This is a genomic window from Streptomyces cavernicola (assembly GCF_029968035.1).
Classification (GTDB): domain Bacteria; phylum Actinomycetota; class Actinomycetes; order Streptomycetales; family Streptomycetaceae; genus Streptomyces; species Streptomyces cavernicola.
This window is the reverse complement of record NZ_JASCIQ010000040.1, coordinates 22095-42779: the sequence shown is the minus strand read 5'-3', so window position 1 is coordinate 42779 and position 20685 is coordinate 22095. Positions and strand designations below refer to the sequence as shown.

Below are 20685 nucleotides of genomic sequence, written 5' to 3'. Positions count from 1 at the left end.
GCTCCTCAAACGCCGGAGGGGCTGGTTTTGGCTGGGGGGGGTGCCCCGTCAGGGGCGCGGGGAACTGCGCGCCCAGCCACGACGGCGCGGCAGCCGAAAGACAGCCCGGGGGCCGGGGGCGGAGCCCCCCGAGGCCGTCCGCCGAGGACTTCGGGAAGGGGCGGGGGAGGGGAGAAAAGAACCCAGAGAGGCAGAGAGCACCCATGGACCTGGTCATCCGCGACGCCCGCGTCATCGACGGCACCGGCGACGCCTCGTACCGCGCGGACATCGCGATCGACAACGGCCGGATCGCCGAGATCCGCAAAGAGGGCGAGGGCCCCCGGCCCTCAGGAGAGCGCACCGTCGACGCCGACGGCCTCGCCCTCTCCCCCGGCTTCATCGACATGCACGCCCACAGCGACCTCGCCCTCCTCCGCGACCCGGACCACAGCGCGAAGGCCGCCCAGGGCGTGACCCTGGAAGTCATCGGCCAGGACGGCCTCAGCTACGCGCCCGTCGACGACCGCACCCTCGCCCAGGTCCGCCAGGCCATCACCGGCTGGAACGGCGACGGCTCCGACATCGACTTCAGCTGGCGCACCGTCGGCGGCTACCTCGACGCCCTCGACCACGCCCACGGCGGCCGCGGCATCGCCGTGAACGCCGCGTACCTGATCCCGCAGGGCACCGTCCGGATGTACGCCGTCGGCTGGGACGACCGCCCCGCCACGGCCGAAGAGCTGGACCGGATGCGGCAGTTGGTCGCCGAGGGCATGGAGCAGGGCGCCGTCGGCATGTCCTCGGGCCTGACGTACACGCCCGGCATGTACGCGAAGGACTCCGAGCTGGCCGAGCTGTGCCGGGTCGTCGCGCGGTACGACGGGTACTACTGCCCGCACCACCGCTCGTACGGCGCGGGCGCCCTGGACGCGTACTGCGAGATGGTGGACCTCACCCGGGACGCGGACTGCGCGCTGCACCTCGCGCACGCGACCATGAACTTCGGCGTGAACAAGGGCAAGGCCCCGGACCTGCTCGCGCTCATCGACGACGCCCTCGACTCCGGCGCCGACATCAGCCTCGACACGTACCCGTACACCCCCGGCTGCACCACGCTCGTCGCGATGCTGCCGAGCTGGGCGAGCGAGGGCGGGCCCGACGCGATCCTGGCGCGGCTGCAGGACGACGAGACGGCGGCGAAGATCCGCCACCACATGGAGGTCATCGGCGCCGACGGCTGCCACGGCGTGCCCATCGAGTGGGACACGATCGAGATCTCGGGCGTCTCCGACCCCGGCCTCGCCTCCTGCGTCGGCAAGACCATCGCCCAGTCCGCGGAGATGCGCGGCGAGGAGCCCTGGGTCACCGCCCGCCGCCTCCTCATCAACGACAAGCTGGGCTCGACGATCCTCCAGCACGTCGGCCACGAGGACAACGTGCAGGCGATCATGCAGCACCGGGTGCACACCGGCGGCTCGGACGGCATCCTGCAGGGCTTCAAGCCGCACCCGCGGGCGTACGGGACGTTCCCGCAGTACCTCGGCCGGTACGCGCGTGACCTGGGCGTCCTCGGCCTGGAAGAGACCGTCGCCCACCTCACCTCCCGCCCGGCCGCCCGCCTCCGCCTCCCCGACCGCGGCCTCGTCCGCGAGGGCTACCGCGCGGACCTCGTCCTCTTCGACCCGACCACGGTCGCCGCGGGCTCCACCTTCGAGTCCCCGCGCACCCTGCCGATCGGCATCCCGCACGTCCTGATCGACGGCAAGTTCGTCATGCGGGACGGCAAGCGCACAGACGTCCTGGCGGGCCGGGCCATCCGCCGCGCCCCTTAAAACAAGCCCCTCCGGCGTTTGAGGAGCGGGGGTCCGGGGGCGGAGCCCCCGAGGCTGCTGCAAGCTTTCGGGAAGGGGCGGGGTGGGGTAAATCACTCGCCCTGCCCCAACCCCTCATCGCAAGCCCACACCCCCACCCGAACCCGGCATTCCATGCGCACCCCCCAGCCGACCCATGCGATGGAAGGCCCCGCCCCGCAGGGGCGCACCCCCCGAGCCCAGTCAGCCGAAAAGCACGAGCACCGCCCCGAAACACCCTCGTAAAGTTGCTGCATGCAGCTGATCCAGTCGACGAAGCTCTCGAACGTCTGCTACGAGATCCGGGGCCCGGTTCTCGAGGAGGCGATGCGGCTCGAAGCAGCAGGCCACCGCATCCTCAAGCTCAACACCGGCAACCCCGCGGCCTTCGGCTTCGAGGCGCCCCCGGAGATCCTCGAGGACGTCCTGCGCAACGTCGGCTCGGCGCACGGCTACGGCGACGCGAAGGGTCTGCTCGCGGCCCGCCGCGCGGTCGTCATGCACTACCAGACCCTCGGCGTCGAGTCGGACGTGGAGAACGTCTACATCGGCAACGGCGTCTCCGAGCTGATCGTCATGGCCATGCAGGCCCTCCTCGACGACGGCGACGAGGTCCTCGTACCGGCCCCGGACTACCCGCTGTGGACCGCCGCGGTCTCCCTCTCCGGCGGCACCGCCGTGCACTACCGCTGCGACGAGCAGTCCGACTGGATGCCCGATCTCGCCGACGTGGAGCGGAAGATCACCGACCGCACCAAGGCGCTCGTGATCATCAACCCGAACAACCCGACGGGCGCGGTCTACAGCGACGACGTCCTGCGCGGCCTCACCGACATCGCCCGCCGCCACAACCTCCTGGTCTGCTCGGACGAGATCTACGACAAGATCCTGTACGACGGCGCCACCCACACCCCGACCGCCGCCCTCGCCCCCGACCTGCTCACGCTGACCTTCAACGGCATGTCGAAGGCGTACCGCGTGGCCGGTTACCGCACCGGCTGGATGGTGATCTCGGGGCCGCGCGCGCACGCCGAGTCGTACCTGGAGGGCCTGACGATCCTGGCCAATATGCGGCTGTGCGCCAACATGCCGGCCCAGCACGGCGTGGTCGCGGCGCTCACCGGGCGGCAGTCGATCAACGACCTGGTGCTCCCCGGCGGCCGACTGCTCGAACAGCGCGACACCGCGTACGAGCTGCTCACCCAGATCCCCGGTGTGACCTGTGTGAAGCCGAAGGGCGCGCTCTATCTGTTCCCGCGCCTCGACCCGAAGGTCTACAAGGTCAAGGACGACCGGCAGATGGTGCTCGACCTGCTGCGCGCCGAGAAGATCATGGTGGTGCACGGCACCGGCTTCAACTGGCCGGAGCCCGACCACTTCCGCATCGTGACCCTGCCGCAGGCCTCGGACCTCGCGGACGCGGTCACCCGGATCGGCAGGTTCCTGGACGGGTACGGGCAGCCCTGACCGACCCCACCCGCAGCCCTGACCTGCCACTTCACACTCGGCTCAACTTTAGATTGAATCTAAGCTAGGATGGCTTCCTGGAAACCTCAGGAGGCCGTCCTATGTACGAACCGATCCGCAGCAAGTCGGTCCACACGATGGCCGCCCGTGGACGCGACCGGCGGCAGGACTTCCCGCACCGCTCCCGCGAGGAGGAGCTGGACATCCAGCTCGCCGGACATCTCGCGGCCCTGCTCGCCGTCACGGACGAGCTGCGCGCGGTGGCCCCCGCCACGGAGCTGACCGACGCGGCCGAGCAGCTGGCCCGCCAGATCGCCCGGCTGCGCGGCGGCCACCCGCCGGTGCGCTCCGCGGTGGCGGCGGCGATCCACGAACCGCACCTGTCCGGCCTGCACCAGCGCGCCCACGCCCTCGCCGGCCGCGCCCTGGTGGTGGCCGCCTCCCGCGCCGACACCGCCGCGGCGATCCTCGCCGCGGAGCGGATGGACGCGCACGAGGCCGCTCTGCGCGAGCGGGAGCCGGCAGCGGCCCACTGACGGCCCCGGCCCGCAGCCGGGGAGGCTACGGGCCGGGAGCCACTGCCCCGCAGGGGCGATAGCCCCAGGGGCGCGGGGAACTGCGCGCTCAGCCGCGACGAAAGCCGCAGTCGCGTCTGCGTGGTGCATGAGCAGATGCGACTGCGGTTTGTCGTGGGTTGCTCGCGCCCACGCGGCAGAGCCGCAAATGTCACAGCCCCGCGCCCCTAACGGGGCCCGGGGCCCCTGAAGAATCAGCCCAGGCGCTGCACGAGCGCCCGGTACTCGTCCCACAGCTCCTTCGGCGTGTGATCGCCGAACGTGTTCAGGTGCTCAGGAACCAGCGCCGCCTCCTCGCGCCAGACCTCCTTGTCGACCGTGAGCAGGAACTCCAGGTCCGCGTCGGCCAGTTCGAGGCCTTCCGTGTCGAGCGCCGCGGGCGTCGGCAGCACGCCGATGGGGGTCTCCACACCCTCCGCGCGGCCGTCGAGCCGGTCCACGATCCACTTCAGGACGCGGGAGTTCTCACCGAAGCCCGGCCACACGAACTTGCCCGCGTCGTTCTTGCGGAACCAGTTGACGTAGTAGATCTTCGGGAGCTTCGACTGGTCCTTGCCCTTGGCGACGTCGACCCAGTGGCCCATGTAGTCGCCCATGTTGTAGCCGCAGAACGGCAGCATGGCGAACGGGTCGCGGCGAAGCTCGCCGACCTTGCCCTCGGCCGCGGCGGTCTTCTCGGAGGCGACGTTCGCACCGAGGAAGACGCCGTGGTTCCAGTCGAAGGACTCGGTCACCAGCGGTACGGCGGAGGCGCGGCGGCCGCCGAACAGGATCGCCGAGATCGGCACGCCCTTCGGGTCCTCCCACTCGGGCGCGATGATCGGGCACTGCGAAGCCGGCGTGGTGAAGCGGGCGTTGGGGTGTGCGGCCGGAACGTCGGACTCGGGCGTCCAGTCGTTGCCCTTCCAGTCCGTGAGGTGCGCCGGAGTCTCCTCCGTCATGCCCTCCCACCACACGTCGCCGTCGTCCGTGAGCGCGACGTTGGTGAAGACCGAGTTGCCCCACAGCGTCTTCATCGCGTTGGCGTTGGTGTGCTCACCGGTGCCGGGCGCGACGCCGAAGAAGCCGGCTTCCGGGTTGATCGCGTACAGGCGGCCGTCCTCGCCGAAGCGCATCCAGGCGATGTCGTCGCCGATGGTCTCGACCGTCCAGCCGGAGATCGTGGGCTCCAGCATCGCGAGGTTAGTCTTGCCGCAGGCCGAGGGGAACGCCGCCGCGACGTACTTGGCCTCGCCCTGCGGCGGGGTCAGCTTGAGGATCAGCATGTGCTCGGCGAGCCAGCCCTCGTCGCGCGCCATGACGGAGGCGATGCGGAGCGCGTAGCACTTCTTGCCGAGCAGCGCGTTGCCGCCGTAGCCCGAGCCGTACGACCAGATCTCGCGGGACTCCGGGAAGTGCGAGATGTACTTGGTGGGGTTGCACGGCCACGGGACGTCCGCCTCGCCCTCCTGGAGCGGGGCGCCCAGGGAGTGCACGGCCTTCACGAAGAAGCCGTCCTCGCCGAGCTCGTCCAGGACGGGCTGGCCCATCCGGGTCATCGTGCGCATCGACACCGCGACGTACGCCGAGTCGGTGATCTCCACGCCGATCGCGGAGAGCGGGGAACCGAGCGGGCCCATGCAGAACGGCACCACGTACATGGTGCGGCCGCGCATCGAGCCGCGGAAGACTCCCTCCCGTCGCCCACCACCGCCCTTGCCCGAGAGGCCTGCGGCCTCGCCCCTCTCGCTGCCCTCCTTGCCCTGGAAGACCTCGCGCATCTCCGCGGGGTCCTTCCAGTGGTTGGTCGGGCCGGCGTCCTCCTCCTTCTCGGAGCAGATGAAGGTGCGGTCCTCCACGCGCGCGACGTCCGTCGGGTCGGAGGCCGCGTAGTACGAGTTGGGTCGCTTGATCGGGTCGAGTTTCTTGAACGTGCCCTTGGCGACGAGTTCCTCGGCCAGGCGCTCGTACTCGGCCTCGGAGCCGTCGCACCAGACGACGCGGTCCGGCTGGGTGAGCTCGGCGATCTCTTCGACCCAGGAGATCAGCTCCCGGTGGTTGGTCGGGACAGTGCTGGGAGCCGCGTTGTCGCGCGCCACGATCGCTCCTTGATGAGGGGGCTTATGAGGGGTGTGTTCATCTGTGCCCCGTGGGGGCTGCGACCCGGATGCGTCATGGCTGCTCATCCGGTGCCGACCGCACTCATTTGATCATCCGACCCGAGTGCCCATATGTCCAGAGGGTCGCACACGTGAGCAGAAGTGAGCATCACCACCCCCGCTCAAGGCCTCCCAGGACCTGCGGTAACACCTCCGGATCCTGCTCAGGACGATCTTGACGGGAACGCTCTGATACGCAACCTACGGGCGCGTAGCTACCATTCCGCCTATGACTGCGCCTGCCCTCCCGTCCTCCGGCCCCAGCACCGACGGGTCGACGCCGATAGCGCTACCGCTCCCGCTCCCCGCGAAGCCGAAGCTCCGCGGCTGGCTGCACGCCGGCATGTTCCCGGCGGTGCTGATCGCCGGCCTCGTGCTCACCGCGCTCGCCGACTCCACCCGAGGCCGCATCGCCTGCGGGATCTACGTACTCACCGCCTGCCTGCTCTTCGGCGTGAGCGCGGTCTACCACCGGGGCAACTGGGGCCCGCGCGCCACCGCCGTCCTGCGCCGGCTCGACCACGCCAACATCTTCCTGATCATCGCGGGCACCTACACCCCGCTGACGATGCTGCTGCTCCCCGAGTCCAAGGGCCAGTGGCTGATGTGGGGCATCTGGGCCGCCGCCGCGGCGGGCATCGCGTTCCGGGTCTTCTGGGTCGGCGCCCCGCGCTGGCTCTACACGCCCTGCTACATCGCGATGGGCTGGGCCGCCGTCTTCTTCCTGCCGGACTTCATGCGCGCCGGCGGCATCGCCGTACTGGTCCTGGTCATCGTCGGCGGGCTGCTCTACAGCGCGGGCGGCGTGATCTACGGCATGAAGCGGCCCGACCCGTCGCCGCGCTGGTTCGGCTTCCACGAGGTGTTCCACTCGTTCACGCTCGCCGCGTTCGTCGTGCACTACGTCGGCATCTCGCTGGTCGCGTACCAGCACGGCTGATCCCGCCCTCGGCGGCGGGAGAATGAGCACATGACGGTCACGCACACCTCGTCCCCCGCCAGGCCCGGCCTGCGCGAGCGCAAGAAGATCAAAACCCGCGCGGCGATCCGCAGGGCGACGTACGAACTGATCGCACAGCAGGGGTACGAGGCCACCACCGTCGAGCAGATCGCCGCGGCCGCCGAGGTCTCCCCCTCCACCGTCATCCGGTACTTCCCGGCCAAGGAGGACATCGTCCTCGGCGACGGCCACGACCCGGCCGCGGACGCCGCGCTGCGCGCCAGGCCCGCCGACGAGCCGGTACTCGACTCGCTGCGGCACGTCATCGAGGACCGGCTGCGGACCGTGCTCGACGACCCGGCGGAGCGCACGGAACTGCTGCTCCGCGCCCGCCTGATCCGCGAAGTGCCCGCCGTGCGCGCCCGGTTCCACGAGTCCCTCGCCGACACCGCCCGCCTCGTACGGCCGGTCGTCGCCGAGCGCACCGGCCGGGACGCGGACGATCTCAAGGTGCGGGTCTTCACCGCGGCCGTCATCGGCTCCCTGGTGGAGACGGTCCAGCACTGGGCGGAGCACGCCAGGGCGCACGACCGGCCCGGAGAGCTGCTCTCGCTGGTGGACGCGGCCCTCGACGTGTTCGCGGACGGGCTGTAGACGGCCCGGAACACGCCGAACCCCCTGCGGGCGGATGCCCACAGGGGGTTCGAGGCAATCGACGTGCTCGGCCGACTACTTGGCGGCGAAGGTCCAGGTGTGCGTCGCGCCGCCCTCCTCGGGGAAGCGGACCTCGATGCTCTTGGCCGTCGCCGGGACCATGTAGGTCTGGCAGATGGTGTAGCTCTGCCCGGCCTTCCAGTTGTCGATGTCGATGGTGTCGTCGCAGCCGGGCGCGTCCTCGGAGGCGAACATCAGCCGCGCGCCCGGGGCGCCGTCCGCGTAGATCTCGGTCTCCATGCCGACGCTCGGCGAACTCTCCACGACGCCACCGGCCTTGTTGGTGAACTTCACGTGCGCGGTGGCCGCGACCAGACCCTTGGCGTCCTTGGGGTCCTCGACCATCTTCTGCGCCTCGGCCTCGGTGCTCAGGTCGACCTTCTGCGCGGCGATCTCGTACGTGATCTTGGCGTCGTCCTCCTTGAAGGCCGCGGTGACGGCCTCGCCGGCCTGCATCGCACCCGACTCCCCCTCGCCGGCCTCGGGGCTGTCGCCCTTCGGCTTGCTCTCGGACGAGCCCTGCTCCTTCTTGCCCGTCGACCCGCCACCGGAGTCGGAACCCCCGCCACAGGCCGTCAGGGCGAGCGCGAGGACGGCGACGGGCGCGGCGGCGCGCAGCGCGCGGGTGCGGGTGGGCGTACGGCGGGACATGAGCGGCTCCTGTTGTTCGATCTCCCCCGGCGCGCCTGCCAGTTGAACGGAGACCGGCGCGCGAACGGCTTGCGGACCGAACCCTATGAACTCCCTGTGAACCGAGGAGCAGCAGGGCACCGCACCGCCCCATTCGCCCCCGCGACGCCCACTCGCCCGTCGAAAGCCTTCAATATCTTCTGTATCGCCTTTATCACCCGTGTACCCCTACAGGTTCCGTGGGCCCACCCGAGGCCGTGATGGAGGATGGGCGCCATGCCCAATCGCCTTGCCCAAGAGACCTCCCCCTATCTCCTGCAGCACGCCGACAACCCGGTGGACTGGTGGCCGTGGGAGCCCGCCGCGTTCGAGGAGGCGCGGCGGCGCGGCGTGCCGGTGCTGCTGAGCGTCGGGTACAGCTCCTGCCACTGGTGCCACGTCATGGCGCACGAGTCGTTCGAGGACGAGGCGACCGCCGCGTACCTCAACGAGCACTTCGTCAGCGTCAAGGTCGACCGCGAGGAGCGGCCCGACGTCGACGCCGTCTACATGGAGGCCGTGCAGGCCGCGACCGGCCAGGGCGGCTGGCCCATGACCGTCTTCCTCACCGCGGACGCCGAACCCTTCTACTTCGGCACGTACTTCCCGCCCGAGGCCCGCCACGGCATGCCCTCCTTCCGGCAGGTCCTGCAGGGCGTCCACGAGGCGTGGACGGGCCGCCGCGAGGAGGTCGCCGAGGTCGCGGGCAAGATCGTGCGCGACCTCGCGGGCCGTGAACTCCCGTACGGGGACACGACTCCGCCCGGCGAGGAGCAGCTCGGCCAGGCGCTGCTCGGGCTCACCCGGGAGTACGACGCGACGCACGGCGGCTTCGGCGGCGCACCGAAGTTCCCGGCCTCGATGGTGGTCGAGTTCCTGCTCCGGCACCACGCCCGCACCGGCTCCGAGGGCGCGCTGCAGATGGCCGCCGACACCTGCGAGCGGATGGCCCGCGGCGGGATCTACGACCAGCTCGGCGGCGGCTTCGCCCGCTACTCCGTGGACCGCGAGTGGGTCGTGCCGCACTTCGAGAAGATGCTGTACGACAACGCCCTGCTGTGCCGCGCGTACGCGCATCTGTGGCGGTCGACCGGCAGCGAGCTCGCCAAGCGGATCGCCCTGGAGACGGCGGACTTCATGGTGCGCGAACTCCGTACGAACGAGGGCGGGTTCGCGTCCGCGCTCGACGCCGACAGCGAGGACGGCGAAGGGAGCCACGCGGAGGGCGCGTACTACGTGTGGACGCCCGCGCAGCTGCGCGAGGTGCTCGGCGAGGCGGACGCCGAACTGGCCGCCGTGCACTACGGCGTGACCGCGGAGGGCACCTTCGAGGAGGGCGCCTCCGTGCTCCAACTCCCGCAGGGCGACAGCCTGTTGGACTCCGAGCGGCTCGCCTCGATCCGGGCCCGGCTGCTCGCCGCCCGCGAGGAGCGGCCGCGCCCCGGCCGCGACGACAAGGTGGTGGCCGCCTGGAACGGCCTGACGATCGCGGCGCTCGCCGAGGTGGGCGCGTACTTCGACCGGCCCGACCTGGTGAACGCGGCCCTCTGCGCCGGGGACCTGCTCGTACGGTTGCACATGGGGCCTGACGCGCGGCTCGTGCGGACCTCGATGGACGGCAGGGCCGGTACGCACGCAGGCGTTCTGGAGGACTACGCGGACGTCGCCGAGGGCTTCCTCGCGCTCGCCTCGGTCACCGGGGAAGGCGTGTGGCTGGAGTTCGCCGGGTTCCTGCTCGACCACGTGCTCGTCGGGTTCGTGGGCGAGAACGGGGCGCTGTACGACACCGCCCACGACGCGGAGGCGCTGATCCGGCGCCCGCAGGACCCCACCGACAACGCCACCCCGTCCGGCTGGTCGGCCGCCGCCGGAGCACTCCTCTCGTACGCGGCGCAGACCGGCTCCGAGCCGCATCGCACCGCCGCCGAGCGGGCGCTGGGGGTCGTCACGGCGCTCGGGCCGCGCGCCCCGCGGTTCATCGGGCACGGGCTCGCGGTGGCGGAGGCGCTGCTCGACGGGCCGCGCGAGGTCGCGGTGGTGGGCCCGCCCGCCGACCCGGCGCGGGGTGCGCTGCACCGAGCGGCGTTGCTTTCGCCTGCGCCGGGGGCGGTGGTGGCGGTCGGCGAGCCGGACTCGGAGGAGCTTCCGCTGCTTGCCGACCGTCCGCTGGTCGGGGCGTCGGCCGCGGCATACGTGTGCCGCAACTTCACTTGCGATGCGCCGGTCACGGGGGTCGGGGAGTTGGAGGAGCGGTTGAGGCGCGCCTAGGGCGGTTGCTTTCCCCACCCCGCCCCTTCCCGAAAGCCTCCGGCAGCTTCGGGGCTCCGCCCCGGACCCCGCTCCTCAAACGCCGGAGGGGCTGGATTTGGCGGGGTGGGCTGGTTTTTCAGGGGCGCGGGGAACTGCGCGACCAGCCACGACGGCGGGGCAGCCGAAGAACAGCGCCGCAGGCTTTCGGGAAGGGGCGGGTAGGGGAAAATAACCGACCGCACGCCCCCCAACCTCAAGATCCGCCCAACCCCTCCCCCAACACGCCCCGCCCGCAGGACACTTGGGGGAGCAGTGGCCGAGGTGGAGGGGGACGCGTGATGCGGGAGACTCATCGGGGCGAGGCCGAGCGCCTGTTGGCCCGAGCCGTCGAGGAGGAAGTACGCCGCTCCGGCGGCCGCACCGACGGCAACGTCCTCCTGAGCCGGGCCCGAGGCGCCCTCGACGCCATGGCCGAGTCGGCGGCGGAGGAGTACGCGGCGTACTCCCGGGCGCTCGACGAGGCCGAGGCCGGACAGCAGTCGTTCGGGCAGCGGCTCGGCCGGGAGGGGACGACTCCCGCCCTGGTCACCGCCGTCGCCGCCGTCGCCGCCGCCCTCGCCGACCTGGCCTTCGGCACCGGCACGGGCACGGCACTCGGCGCGGGCGCGGTCGTCGCCGTGGCGGGCGCCGCGGCCACCGTCGGCAAGGTGACCGCGGCGCACCTGCCCGCCGCCCACCGCCGGGCGGGCGCGCTCGGCCAGCCCGGCGGCCCCGAGCAGCTGCGGCTGCAGTGGCTCACCGCCCTGGAGGTACGGGGCATCCGCCCGTACCTGGACCAGCAGCGCGTCGTCGCCGCCGGTGCCGGTACGGCCACGAAGAAGCCGGTGCCGCTGCGGCGTACCGACAAGAGCGCGGCGGCGCGGCGGCGAAGCGTCCTTGAGCGGTCGTTCGCCCAACTCCCGGAGCCCGGCGGGCCGTTCGCGGGGCGGCGCGCGGACCTCGCGCAGATCGGGCAGTGGGTGCACGCCGCCCGCGCCTCCACCGAGACCCGGCCGACCGTCGTGGTGCTGCACGGCGCGCCCGGCTCCGGGCGCTCCACCCTCGCGATCCACGCCGCGCACGCACTGCGCGACCAGTTCCGCGGCGCCTGCCTGGTGGACCTGCGCGGCGACAGCACCACCGAGCAGCCCCGCTCCACCCGGGACGCGCTGCTGCACCTGCTCAACCGTCTCGGCGCCCCGCGCGAGCAGCTGCTCTTCCGTGAACGCTCCTCGCAGGACCAGCAGTTGAAGCGGCTCACCGAGCTCTACCACCAGCATCTGACGGGCCTGCCGGTCACGGTGGTCCTGGACGACGCGAGCGACGCCGAGCAGGTCCGCACCCTCGTCCCGGACCGCTCCGACAGCCTCGTCCTGGTCACCTCGCGCGCCCCGCTCGACCTGCCGGACGACCTGCCCGCCTGGGTCCACCAACTGCCCGTCGAGGCCCTGGACGCGGGCGGCGCCGAGGACCTGCTGCGCGCGGCGGCCGAGGACGCCTCGGGCCCGTACGACTCCCAAGCCGCCGACGAGGTACGGGAGTTGTGCGGGGGCCTGCCGCTCGCGCTGCGCATCGCGGGCTCCGCACTCGGCCCGCGCAGCACCCGCGAGCTGGCCACCGACCTGGCCTCGTCGGACCGGGCGGAACCGGTCGAGCGGGCTCTGCGGCTGCGCTACGCGGACCTGGCCGACCCGGCGCGCACGCTCCTGCGCCGGCTCGCGCTCGCCGGGCACGCCTCGCTCGGCGCGGCCGCTGCGGGGGCCCTGTTGGGCACCGACGAGCGGGAGGCGGAACGGGAGTTGACGGCGCTCGCGCGCGCGGGCCTCGTCGACCATGTGCGCGGCAGCCGCTACCGCCTGCACGACCTGGTCCGCTCCTTCGCCCACGCCCGCCTCCTCGACGAGGAGGAGCCGGCCGACCGCACCGCCGCACAGGAACGCCTCATCGCCAACTACGCCGAGCTGGCCGACTCGGTGATCCGCCTGGTCGACGGCAAGACGTCGACGCGCGCCGACACCTCCTTCCACGCGAGCGCGGTCGGCCCGCACGGCTTCACGTCCCTGGACGCGGCGCTTCGCTGGCTGGACGACGAGTCGAGCTTCATCACCTCGGCCCTGCGGCACGCGGAGGGCGTCGACGAGCAGGCCGTACTGAACCTCCTCGGCGCGCTCTGCGACTACTGCCTGCTGCGCGGCGACCTCTACCGCCTCGGCGAGATCAGCGAGTTGAGCCAAGACCGTCAAGCAAGGGCCCAGGGCCTCCTCGGCCGCTCCGTGCAGTGGCGCACGGGCATCGCGGCCCGCCAGCTCGGCGAGCTCGACAAGGCCCGTACGACGCTGACCTCGGTGGTCGACCTGTACTTCGAGGCCCACAACGAGGCCGGCGCGGCCCGCGCCCTGGGCTCCCTCGGCATCACCCTGCACCACCAGGGCCAGCTCACCGAGGCGGCCGCGAAGCTGCGCGAGGCCCTCGACCTGCAGTCCGCCGAGCACCTCGCGGGCGACCGCGCCTGGAACCTGCACGCCCTCGCGGCCGTCGAGCGCGACCGGGCCCACCTCGCCGAGGCCCTCGACCTGCTCACCACCGCCCTCGACCTGCACCGCGAGAGCGAGTCCGTGCACGGCCAGGCCTGGGCCCACTTCCAGCTCGGCCAGCTCTGCCTGCGCCTCGGCGACGTGCCGCGCGCCGAGGCCGAGTTGAGCACCGCCCTCGACCTGTACGGCCGCACCCGCGACCCGCGCGGCGAGGCCTGGGCGCTGACCCAGCAGGCCCGCGCCCGCCTGGTCGACGGCGACCCGACCGCCGCGGTGGAGGCGCTGCGCGGCGCGGTCGCCCGGCACCGGGACAACGAGGACGCGCGCGGCGAGGCCTGGTCCCTGTACCACCTCGGCCAGGCCCTGGAGGAGACCGGCGACCTCACCGAGGCGGTACGCGAACTGGAGCGCGCCCGCACGATGTTCTCCCGCATGCGCGACGTGTACGGCCTGGCCTGCGCCCGCCACCACTCCGCCCGCGTCACCCGCGACCAGCGCGCCGCCCAGACGGGTTCGCTGCGCAACTCCGGCTTCGCCCGCCAGCTCCTGGTCGACGCCCGCGCCGACTTCCAGCGCATCGGCGTCGCCCACGGCGAGGCCTGGACCTGCCTGGAGCTGGCCGTCGTCGACGCCGGCAACGCCCGCTCCCCGCAGGCGCTCGCCCTGTGCGACGAGGCGGCGGCGCTGTTCTCCTCGTACGGCGACCGGCGCGGCGAGGACTGGGCGCGCTTCCTGCGCTGCACGCTCCTGCCGTACGCCTCACCGGGCGGCTCGGAGATCGGCACGGCGGTCGCGGCCGAGGAGCTCGCCCAGCTCACCCGCGCCACCCACCCCGCCCGCGACCCGAAGCTCCAGGGCTACCTGCCCGCGTACGCCCTGATGCTCGACCGCGGAGTCGAACTCGACGCAGGCTGGCAGGCCTGGCGCCTGGGCATGGTCCCGAACAGGCAGGCAAGAGAAATCATGGGCGTCCGGGTCCCCTGACCCCTCTGTGGGCACCCCGGCACCGGGCCCTGTAAACACGCCTGTGCCCCGGCACACCGAGGCGGAACCACGGTGCCGGGGCACAAGAACGACAAGCTCAGCCCTGGTAAGGCTTAGCCTCAAGAATCTTGACCATCGCCATCTTCCCGTTCGGCAGCTCGTACTGAGCCTCCTCGCCGACCTTCTTCCCGCTCACACCCTGCCCGAGCGGCGACTGCGGCGAGTACGTCGTGGTGCCCTCCGAGGCGTACTCCCGCGAGGCGAGGAGGAAAGTGAGGGTGTCGTCCACGTCGCCGTCGAAGGCGATCGTCACGACCATGCCGGGCTCCACCACGCCGTCGTCGGCCGGGGCCTCGCCGACCTTGGCGCTCTCGAGCATCTGCGTGAGCTGGCGCACGCGGAGCTCCTGCTTGCCCTGCTCTTCCTTGGCTGCGTGATACCCGCCGTTCTCCCGCAGGTCGCCCTCCTCGCGGGCCTCCGCGATCTTGGCGGCGATCTCGGTGCGCGCGGGACCAGACAGATACTCCAGCTCGGCCTTGAGCTGGTTGTACGCCTCCTGGGTCAGCCAGGTGACGTTGTCGCTGGTCTGGGTCACAGGTGCTCCTCGTCGGTACTGGGAATACAAAGCATCGCCCTACCCAGAAGGATGTTCCCTAACGGGTGGGCGAAACCACGAGCCTAACAATTCAGGGGCAAAAGGGGGAGGACGTTAATCGCTCGAAAACCGCCGGGAACCTGTCTCAGCAGGTCAGCGCCGGTTCAGCGGGCGTCGCAGGAGACCAGCTCGGCGGCGGTGGCCCGCTCGGTCGTACGCAGGGTGACGACCTGGTTGACGAGGTCCTCGCGCTGCTCGAAGGTCACGTCCTTGCGGCCGACCTCGACGCCGGACTCGGCGAGGGCGCGCAGCGTGCACGTACCGGAGACGTCGGGGTCCTTGCGGACCTCCAGGTGGACGTCGACGGCCGAGGCGGAGGCGACCTTGAACTTGATGAGCTCGCCGCTGAAGGCGCTCTTGCCGGAGATGTAGCCGTAGCCGATCCAGGCGACGACGCCGAGCAGCAGCACGCCGAGCACCGAGCCGACGATCTTCAGCTTGCGGTCCGCGCGGGCGTCCGCGGAGCGGCCGTACCGGCCCTCGGGGAGCTGTTCGCGCACCGCGCTCATGATCGACCTCTCAAGATGGCTTCGGCCGGGGGTCCGGGAATTATCGAGTCCCCGATTCGGTCACTATAGAAGCCCCCTGAAGCACCCGAAGACCGAGGGCCGCCCCCTGACCGAGGGCGCCGTACACATGAGGATCGAGTCTTGACTGAGCAGCTGCGACTGATGGCGGTTCACGCGCACCCCGACGACGAGTCGAGCAAGGGCGCGGCCACCATGGCCAAGTACGTGTCCGAGGGGGTGGACGTGCTCGTGGTGACCTGCACGGGCGGTGAGCGGGGCTCCATCCTCAACCCGAAGCTCCAGGGCGACAAGTTCATCGAGGAGAACATCCACGAGGTCCGCCGCAAGGAGATGGACGAGGCGCGCGAGATCCTCGGCGTCAAGCAGGAGTGGCTGGGCTTCGTCGACTCCGGCCTGCCGGAGGGCGACCCGCTGCCGCCGCTGCCGGACGGCTGCTTCGCCCTGGAGGACGTGGACAAGGCGGCCGGCGAGCTGGTCAAGCAGATCCGCTCGTTCCGCCCGCAGGTGATCACCACGTACGACGAGAACGGCGGTTATCCGCACCCGGACCACATCATGACCCACAAGATCACGATGGTGGCCTTCGAGGGTGCGGCGGACGCGGAGAAGTTCCCGGAGTCCGAGTTCGGTCCGGTGTTCCAGGCGCAGAAGCTGTACTACAACCAGGGCTTCAACCGCCCGCGTACGGAGGCGCTGCACAACGCCCTCCTGGAGCGCGGTCTGGAGTCGCCGTACGAGGACTGGCTGAAGCGCTGGGACGAGTTCGAGCGCAAGGAGCGCACGCTGACGACGCACGTCCCGTGCGCGGACTTCTACGAGATCCGGGACAAGGCGCTGATCGCGCACGCCACGCAGATCGACCCCGAGGGCGGCTGGTTCCGGGTCCCGATGGAGATCCAGAAGGAGGTCTGGCCGACGGAGGAGTACGAGCTGGCGAAGTCGCTCGTCGATACCTCCCTCCCCGAGGACGACCTCTTCGCGGGCATCCGGGACAATGCCTGACATGAGCGCAAGCGCAGCAGCCAATCTGGCCATGACGCACCTCGTCCCGCTGGCCAAGGAGATCGACGAGGACAAGGTCACCCCCGGTGTCCTCGGCTTCATCGTGTTCGCGGCTCTGGCCGCGGGCGTGTGGATGCTGATGAAGTCGATGAACCGGCACATGGGCCGCGTGAACTTCGAGGAGGCCCCGGAGGGCGCCCCCGCGGAGGCATCCGGCGCCGCAGCGGCCAAGGCAGAGGCCAAGACCGAGAGCGGCAAGAAGAAGTAGGCGTACGACGAAGGCCCCGGTGCTCGCAGCACCGGGGCCCGTTGTCGTGCGTTCGGCCGCCGCTCGTCGCCGGGGTCAGCCGCCCGCCTTGCGGTACTTGCGGACCGCGAGCGTGCGGAAGAGCGCGATGATCAGGATCGAGTAGATCAGCGACGCCCACACCGGGTGCTGCATCGGCCAGGCCGCGGACTGGGAGACGCCGGGGTCGCCGAAGAGGGTGCGGCAGGCCTGCACGGTCGCGCTGAACGGGTTCCAGTCGGCGATGTGCCGCAGCCACGGGGTCATCTGGCTGGAGTCCACGAACGCGTTCGAGATGAACGTGACGGGGAACAGCCAGATCAGCCCGCCGGACGTCGCCGCCTCCGGTGTCCGCACGGAGAGGCCGATGAGCGCGCCGATCCAGGTGAACGCGTACCCGAGGAGCAGCAGCAGGCCGAAGCCGGCCAGGATGCGGCCGAGGTCGGTGGGCTCGGCGAAGCCGGGGCGCCAGCCGACGAGCAGGGCGACGACGGCGAGGACGAGCAGTGTCAGGGCGGTCTGCACCAGGTCCGCGACGGTGCGGCCGGTGAGGACCGCGCCGCGGGCCATCGGCAGGGAGCGGAAGCGGTCGATGAGCCCCTTGTGCATGTCGTCGGCGATGCCGGCGCCGGCGCCCGCGGTGGCGAAGGTGACGGTCTGCGCGAAGACGCCGGCCATCAGGAAGTTCTTGTAGACGTCCGCGTCGGTGCTGGCGCCGATCTTCATGGAGCCGCCGAAGACGTACGTGAAGAGGATGACGAACATCACCGGCTGGATGAGGCCGAAGAGGACCACTTCGGGGATCCTGCTCATCCGGATCAGATTGCGCTTGGCGACGACGAGCGAGTCCCGTACGGACCCGGTGACGCCGCCGCCGCTCACCGGGGTTCCGGGGCGGGCGGTCTCGGGCAGGGCGGTCACTGGACGGCTCCCTTCTCCGCTCTTTCGGGCGTCTCGGCGTCGGCCGGGGCGCTGTCCGTCACCGCCGCGTGGCCGGTGAGCGAGATGAACACGTCGTCGAGGGTGGGGCGGCGCAGGCCGATGTCGTCGATCTCGATGCCGTGGGCGTCCAGTTCGCGGATGACCTCGGCGAGCAGCTTGGCGCCGCCGGTGACGGGGACGGTCAGCTTGCGGGTGTGCTCCTCGACGGCGGTGGCGCCGCCGCCCTTGGCGAAGCCGCGCAGCACCTCCTCGGCGGTGGCCATGTGGCCGCGCTCGTGCACGACGACCTCGACGCGCTCGCCGCCGGTCTGGGCCTTGAGCTGGTCGGAGGTGCCGCGGGCGATGACGCGGCCGTGGTCGACGACGCAGATGTCGTGCGCGAGGTGGTCGGCCTCTTCGAGGTACTGGGTGGTGAGGAGCAGGGTCGTGCCGCCGCCGACGAGTTCCTTGATGACCTCCCAGAGGGCCTGCCGGTTGCGCGGGTCGAGGCCGGTGGTGGGCTCGTCCATGAACATCACGGGCGGCCTGACGACCAGGGCCGCTGCGAGGTCGAGGCGGCGGCGCATGCCTCCGGAGTACGTCTTGGAGGGGCGGTCGGCGGCTTCGGCGAGGTCGAACTGGTCGAGGAGTTCACCGGCCCGCTGCTTGGCCGCCTTGGCGTTCATCTGGTAGAGCCGGGCGACCATCTGGAGGTTCTCGCGGCCGGTGAGGTATTCGTCGACGGCGGCGAACTGGCCGGAGAGGCCGATGGAGCGGCGGACCTCGTTGGGGTGCTTGAGGACGTCGATGCCGGCGACCTGCGCCTTGCCCGCGTCCGGTGTGAGGAGGGTGGTGAGGCAGCGGACCGTGGTGGTCTTGCCCGCTCCGTTCGGCCCGAGGAGGCCGAGCACGGTGCCCTCGGGGACGTCGAGGTCGACGCCGTCCAGAGCTTTGACGTCGCCGAAGTGTTTGACCAAGCCCTCGGCATGGATGGCGCCTGGCATGTGGGTCCCCCAGTTTTTGGGTGAATTCCTAAGCGAATTTTAGGTATGCCGGATTCATTCCGCCCATGGCTGCCCAGGGGCGGAGCCTTCAGAACCTCACCGTAACGCGATACATCGCGTTCCCTCAAGTGACTTTCGCCAGGCGTGCGTTGGGGCGTACGCGAGCTGCGCGACGTATATGACGTATATCGCGAGCGCGTAGCTCAAGGGCGCACGGCTGCTCAGTGCATCACCGTGCAGCCCGCCTCACGGCATGACCGTGTAGCCCGCCTCCCGCAGGGCCGCGGCCACCTCGACGCAGTGCTCGGGGCCCTTCGTCTCCAGGTGCAGCTCGACCTCCACCTCCGTGAGGCCGAGGCGCGGGTCGGTGCGTACGTGGCCCACGTCGAGGACGTTGGCGTCCACCACCGTCAGGACCCCGAGCAGCGTCGCCAGGGCGCCGGGCCGGTCGGCCAGGCGCAGCCGCAGCGACAGGTACCGGCCCGCCGCCGCCATGCCGTGCCGCAGGATGCGCTGCATCAGGAGCGGGTCCACGTTGCCGCCGGAGAGCACCGCGACCACCGGCCCCTGCACCGACTCCGGGTCCTGCAGCAGCGCCGCCACCGGGCTCGCCCCGGCCGGCTCCACGACCAGCTTGGCCCGCTCCAGGCAGAGCAGCAGCGCGCTGGAGAGGGAGTCCTCGGAGACCGTGCGCACCTCGTCCACCAGGTCGGCGACGATGCCGAACGGGACGTCTCCGGGGCGGCCCACCTTGATGCCGTCGGCCATCGTCGCCGGGCTGTCGATCGCCACCGGCCGCCCGGCCGCGAGCGAGGGCGGGTAGGCCGCGGCGCCCGCCGCCTGCACGCCGATCACCTTCACGTCGGGGCGCAGCGACTTGACCGCCACCGCGATGCCCGCCGCGAGCCCGCCACCGCCGACGCCCACCAGGATCGTGCGGACCTCCGGGCACTGCTCCAGGATCTCCAGGCCCACCGTGCCCTGCCCCGCGATCACGTCCCGGTGGTCGAAGGGGTGGATGAACACCGCGCCCGTGTCGCGCGCGTAGTCCTCCGCGGCGGCGAGCGTCTCGTCGACGACCGTGCCCTGCAGCCGCACCTCCGCGCCGTACTCCCTGGTCGCCGCGACCTTCGGCAGCGGGGCGCCCTTCGGCATGAACACCGTGGAGCGCACGCCGAGCAGCGAGGAGGCGAGGGCGACGCCCTGCGCGTGGTTGCCGGCGCTCGCCGCGACCACGCCGGCCGCCCGCTCCTCGGCGATCAGGCCCGCGATCCGGACGTACGCGCCGCGCAGCTTGAACGAACCGGTGCGCTGCAGGTTCTCGCACTTAAAGTGAACCGGGGCACCGACCAGCTGCGACAGGTGCCTGCTGCCCTCCATCGCGGTCACCCGCGCGACCCCGTTCAGCATCTTCTGCGCACCGCGCACGTCGTCCAGGGTCACCGTCGGCCAGGAGGGAGCCGTGCTGTACTTCATGCCCCCAAGTCTCGCAGCCCGCGCGGGGCGGGGCTCGACCGGCGGCCGGTTTGTGCAGCGCAGGTACGACGAGGCCGATCGCCGCGTACCCTGTCCCCCAACCCACCGACGACGCACGAAGTGAGCCCCCGGCCATGCCCACACCTTCGGACATGACGACCGAACCTCAGAGCGGTACCCCGGAGCTTCCCGGCCTCCTCGACCACCTGCAGCACGAGGTCGCGGTCTTCGCCCGCCGTGCGGAGCAGACCCGGCTCGGCGGGGTCGGCCAGGTGCGCAACTCCATGGACCGCGCCGCGTACCTGCTGCTCAACCGCCTCGACACCGAGGGCCCGATGGGCGTCAAGGCGCTCGCCGCGAGCATGGGCATCGACTCGTCGACGGTCACCCGGCAGGTCGCGCCGCTGGTCGAGTCGGGCCTGGTCAAGCGGACCTCGCACCCGGAGGACGGGCGCGCCGTGGTGCTGCAGCTGTCGCCGCGCGGGCAGTCCAGGCTCGACGAGGTGCGGGCCTCGCGGCGCGAGCTGATGGCGCAGCTGACGGAGGACTGGGCGCCGCGGGAGCGCGAGGAGTTCTGCGCGCTGCTCACGCGCTTCAACGCGGCCCTTTCGGCCCGGCACGGTTCCGGTACGGAGTAGCGGGGCCGCCTCTTGACCTCGCGCCCCCGCC

Annotated in this window: 17 protein-coding genes; 10 read left to right on the top strand and 7 right to left on the bottom strand. The window is 71.5% G+C overall.

The features are described from left to right. The first annotated feature begins 203 nt into the window (after positions 1–203). The 3 genes from QIS96_RS30155 to QIS96_RS30145 all read left to right on the top strand — a co-directional run bounded on the left by QIS96_RS30155 (position 204) and on the right by QIS96_RS30145 (position 3835). On the top strand, positions 204–1814 hold the full coding sequence (locus QIS96_RS30155) for an N-acyl-D-amino-acid deacylase family protein (protein WP_282545972.1): 1611 nt from the start codon (positions 204–206) through the stop codon (positions 1812–1814). A gap of 273 nt (positions 1815–2087) precedes the next feature. Further along, positions 2088–3299: a pyridoxal phosphate-dependent aminotransferase gene (locus QIS96_RS30150; protein WP_282545971.1), complete on the top strand. Its 1212-nt coding sequence runs from the start codon at positions 2088–2090 to the stop codon at positions 3297–3299. 101 nt (positions 3300–3400) lie between these two features. Continuing rightward, the gene (locus QIS96_RS30145) at positions 3401–3835 is read left to right on the top strand and encodes an SCO4983 family protein (protein WP_282545970.1); all 435 of its coding nucleotides are present in this window, start codon (positions 3401–3403) and stop codon (positions 3833–3835) included. A gap of 233 nt (positions 3836–4068) precedes the next feature. Here QIS96_RS30145 and QIS96_RS30140 read toward each other — a convergent pair whose 3' ends face one another. Next, the gene (locus QIS96_RS30140) at positions 4069–5952 is read right to left on the bottom strand and encodes a phosphoenolpyruvate carboxykinase (GTP) (RefSeq protein WP_282545969.1); all 1884 of its coding nucleotides are present in this window, start codon (positions 5950–5952) and stop codon (positions 4069–4071) included. Between the two features lie 289 nt (positions 5953–6241). On the opposite strand from QIS96_RS30140, the gene trhA reads away from it, so the two are divergent. Both trhA and QIS96_RS30130 read left to right on the top strand, forming a co-directional pair. Further along, the gene (trhA, locus tag QIS96_RS30135) at positions 6242–6952 is read left to right on the top strand and encodes a PAQR family membrane homeostasis protein TrhA (RefSeq protein ID WP_282545968.1); all 711 of its coding nucleotides are present in this window, start codon (positions 6242–6244) and stop codon (positions 6950–6952) included. Positions 6953–6982: 30 nt separating this feature from the next. Further along, positions 6983–7606, top strand: a complete 624-nt coding sequence (locus tag QIS96_RS30130) for a TetR/AcrR family transcriptional regulator (protein ID WP_282545967.1) — start codon at positions 6983–6985, stop codon at positions 7604–7606. A 75-nt stretch (positions 7607–7681) separates the two neighbouring features. Here QIS96_RS30130 and QIS96_RS30125 read toward each other — a convergent pair whose 3' ends face one another. After that, the gene (locus tag QIS96_RS30125) at positions 7682–8317 is read right to left on the bottom strand and encodes a hypothetical protein (protein ID WP_282545966.1); all 636 of its coding nucleotides are present in this window, start codon (positions 8315–8317) and stop codon (positions 7682–7684) included. 255 nt (positions 8318–8572) lie between these two features. Here QIS96_RS30125 and QIS96_RS30120 point away from each other — a divergent pair, with 255 nt between their 5' ends. Both QIS96_RS30120 and QIS96_RS30115 read left to right on the top strand, forming a co-directional pair. Continuing rightward, positions 8573–10603: a thioredoxin domain-containing protein gene (locus QIS96_RS30120; protein WP_282545965.1), complete on the top strand. Its 2031-nt coding sequence runs from the start codon at positions 8573–8575 to the stop codon at positions 10601–10603. A gap of 320 nt (positions 10604–10923) precedes the next feature. Then, positions 10924–14142 (top strand): tetratricopeptide repeat protein, encoded by a 3219-nt coding sequence (locus tag QIS96_RS30115; RefSeq protein WP_282545964.1) that lies wholly within the window; start codon positions 10924–10926, stop codon positions 14140–14142. 97 nt (positions 14143–14239) lie between these two features. Here the strand turns inward: QIS96_RS30115 and greA are convergent, their stop codons facing one another. Beyond that, a complete protein-coding gene (gene greA / locus QIS96_RS30110; RefSeq protein ID WP_282545963.1) occupies positions 14240–14737 on the bottom strand; it encodes a transcription elongation factor GreA in 498 nt (165 codons plus the stop codon). Positions 14738–14901: 164 nt separating this feature from the next. Then, positions 14902–15306, bottom strand: coding sequence for a DUF4307 domain-containing protein (locus tag QIS96_RS30105; protein WP_282545962.1), 405 nt, complete (start codon positions 15304–15306; stop codon positions 14902–14904). Positions 15307–15468: 162 nt separating this feature from the next. Here QIS96_RS30105 and mca point away from each other — a divergent pair, with 162 nt between their 5' ends. Continuing rightward, the gene (gene mca / locus QIS96_RS30100) at positions 15469–16329 is read left to right on the top strand and encodes a mycothiol conjugate amidase Mca (protein ID WP_282546009.1); all 861 of its coding nucleotides are present in this window, start codon (positions 15469–15471) and stop codon (positions 16327–16329) included. Continuing rightward, positions 16322–16597 (top strand): hypothetical protein, encoded by a 276-nt coding sequence (locus tag QIS96_RS30095; RefSeq protein WP_282545961.1) that lies wholly within the window; start codon positions 16322–16324, stop codon positions 16595–16597. Before mca ends, QIS96_RS30095 begins: the two co-directional genes overlap by 8 nt. A 75-nt stretch (positions 16598–16672) precedes the next feature. Here the strand turns inward: QIS96_RS30095 and QIS96_RS30090 are convergent, their stop codons facing one another. From QIS96_RS30090 to ilvA, 3 genes are all read right to left on the bottom strand, one after another. Further along, positions 16673–17527: an ABC transporter permease gene (locus QIS96_RS30090; protein ID WP_282546008.1), complete on the bottom strand. Its 855-nt coding sequence runs from the start codon at positions 17525–17527 to the stop codon at positions 16673–16675. Between the two features lie 5 nt (positions 17528–17532). Beyond that, complete coding sequence (locus QIS96_RS30085) at positions 17533–18540, bottom strand: ATP-binding cassette domain-containing protein (RefSeq protein WP_282545960.1); 1008 nt, start codon at positions 18538–18540, stop codon at positions 17533–17535. 246 nt (positions 18541–18786) lie between these two features. Next, the gene (ilvA, locus tag QIS96_RS30080) at positions 18787–20016 is read right to left on the bottom strand and encodes a threonine ammonia-lyase (protein WP_282545959.1); all 1230 of its coding nucleotides are present in this window, start codon (positions 20014–20016) and stop codon (positions 18787–18789) included. Positions 20017–20150: 134 nt separating this feature from the next. Here ilvA and QIS96_RS30075 point away from each other — a divergent pair, with 134 nt between their 5' ends. After that, on the top strand, positions 20151–20654 hold the full coding sequence (locus QIS96_RS30075; RefSeq protein WP_408907282.1) for a MarR family winged helix-turn-helix transcriptional regulator: 504 nt from the start codon (positions 20151–20153) through the stop codon (positions 20652–20654). Positions 20655–20685: the final 31 nt, after the last annotated feature.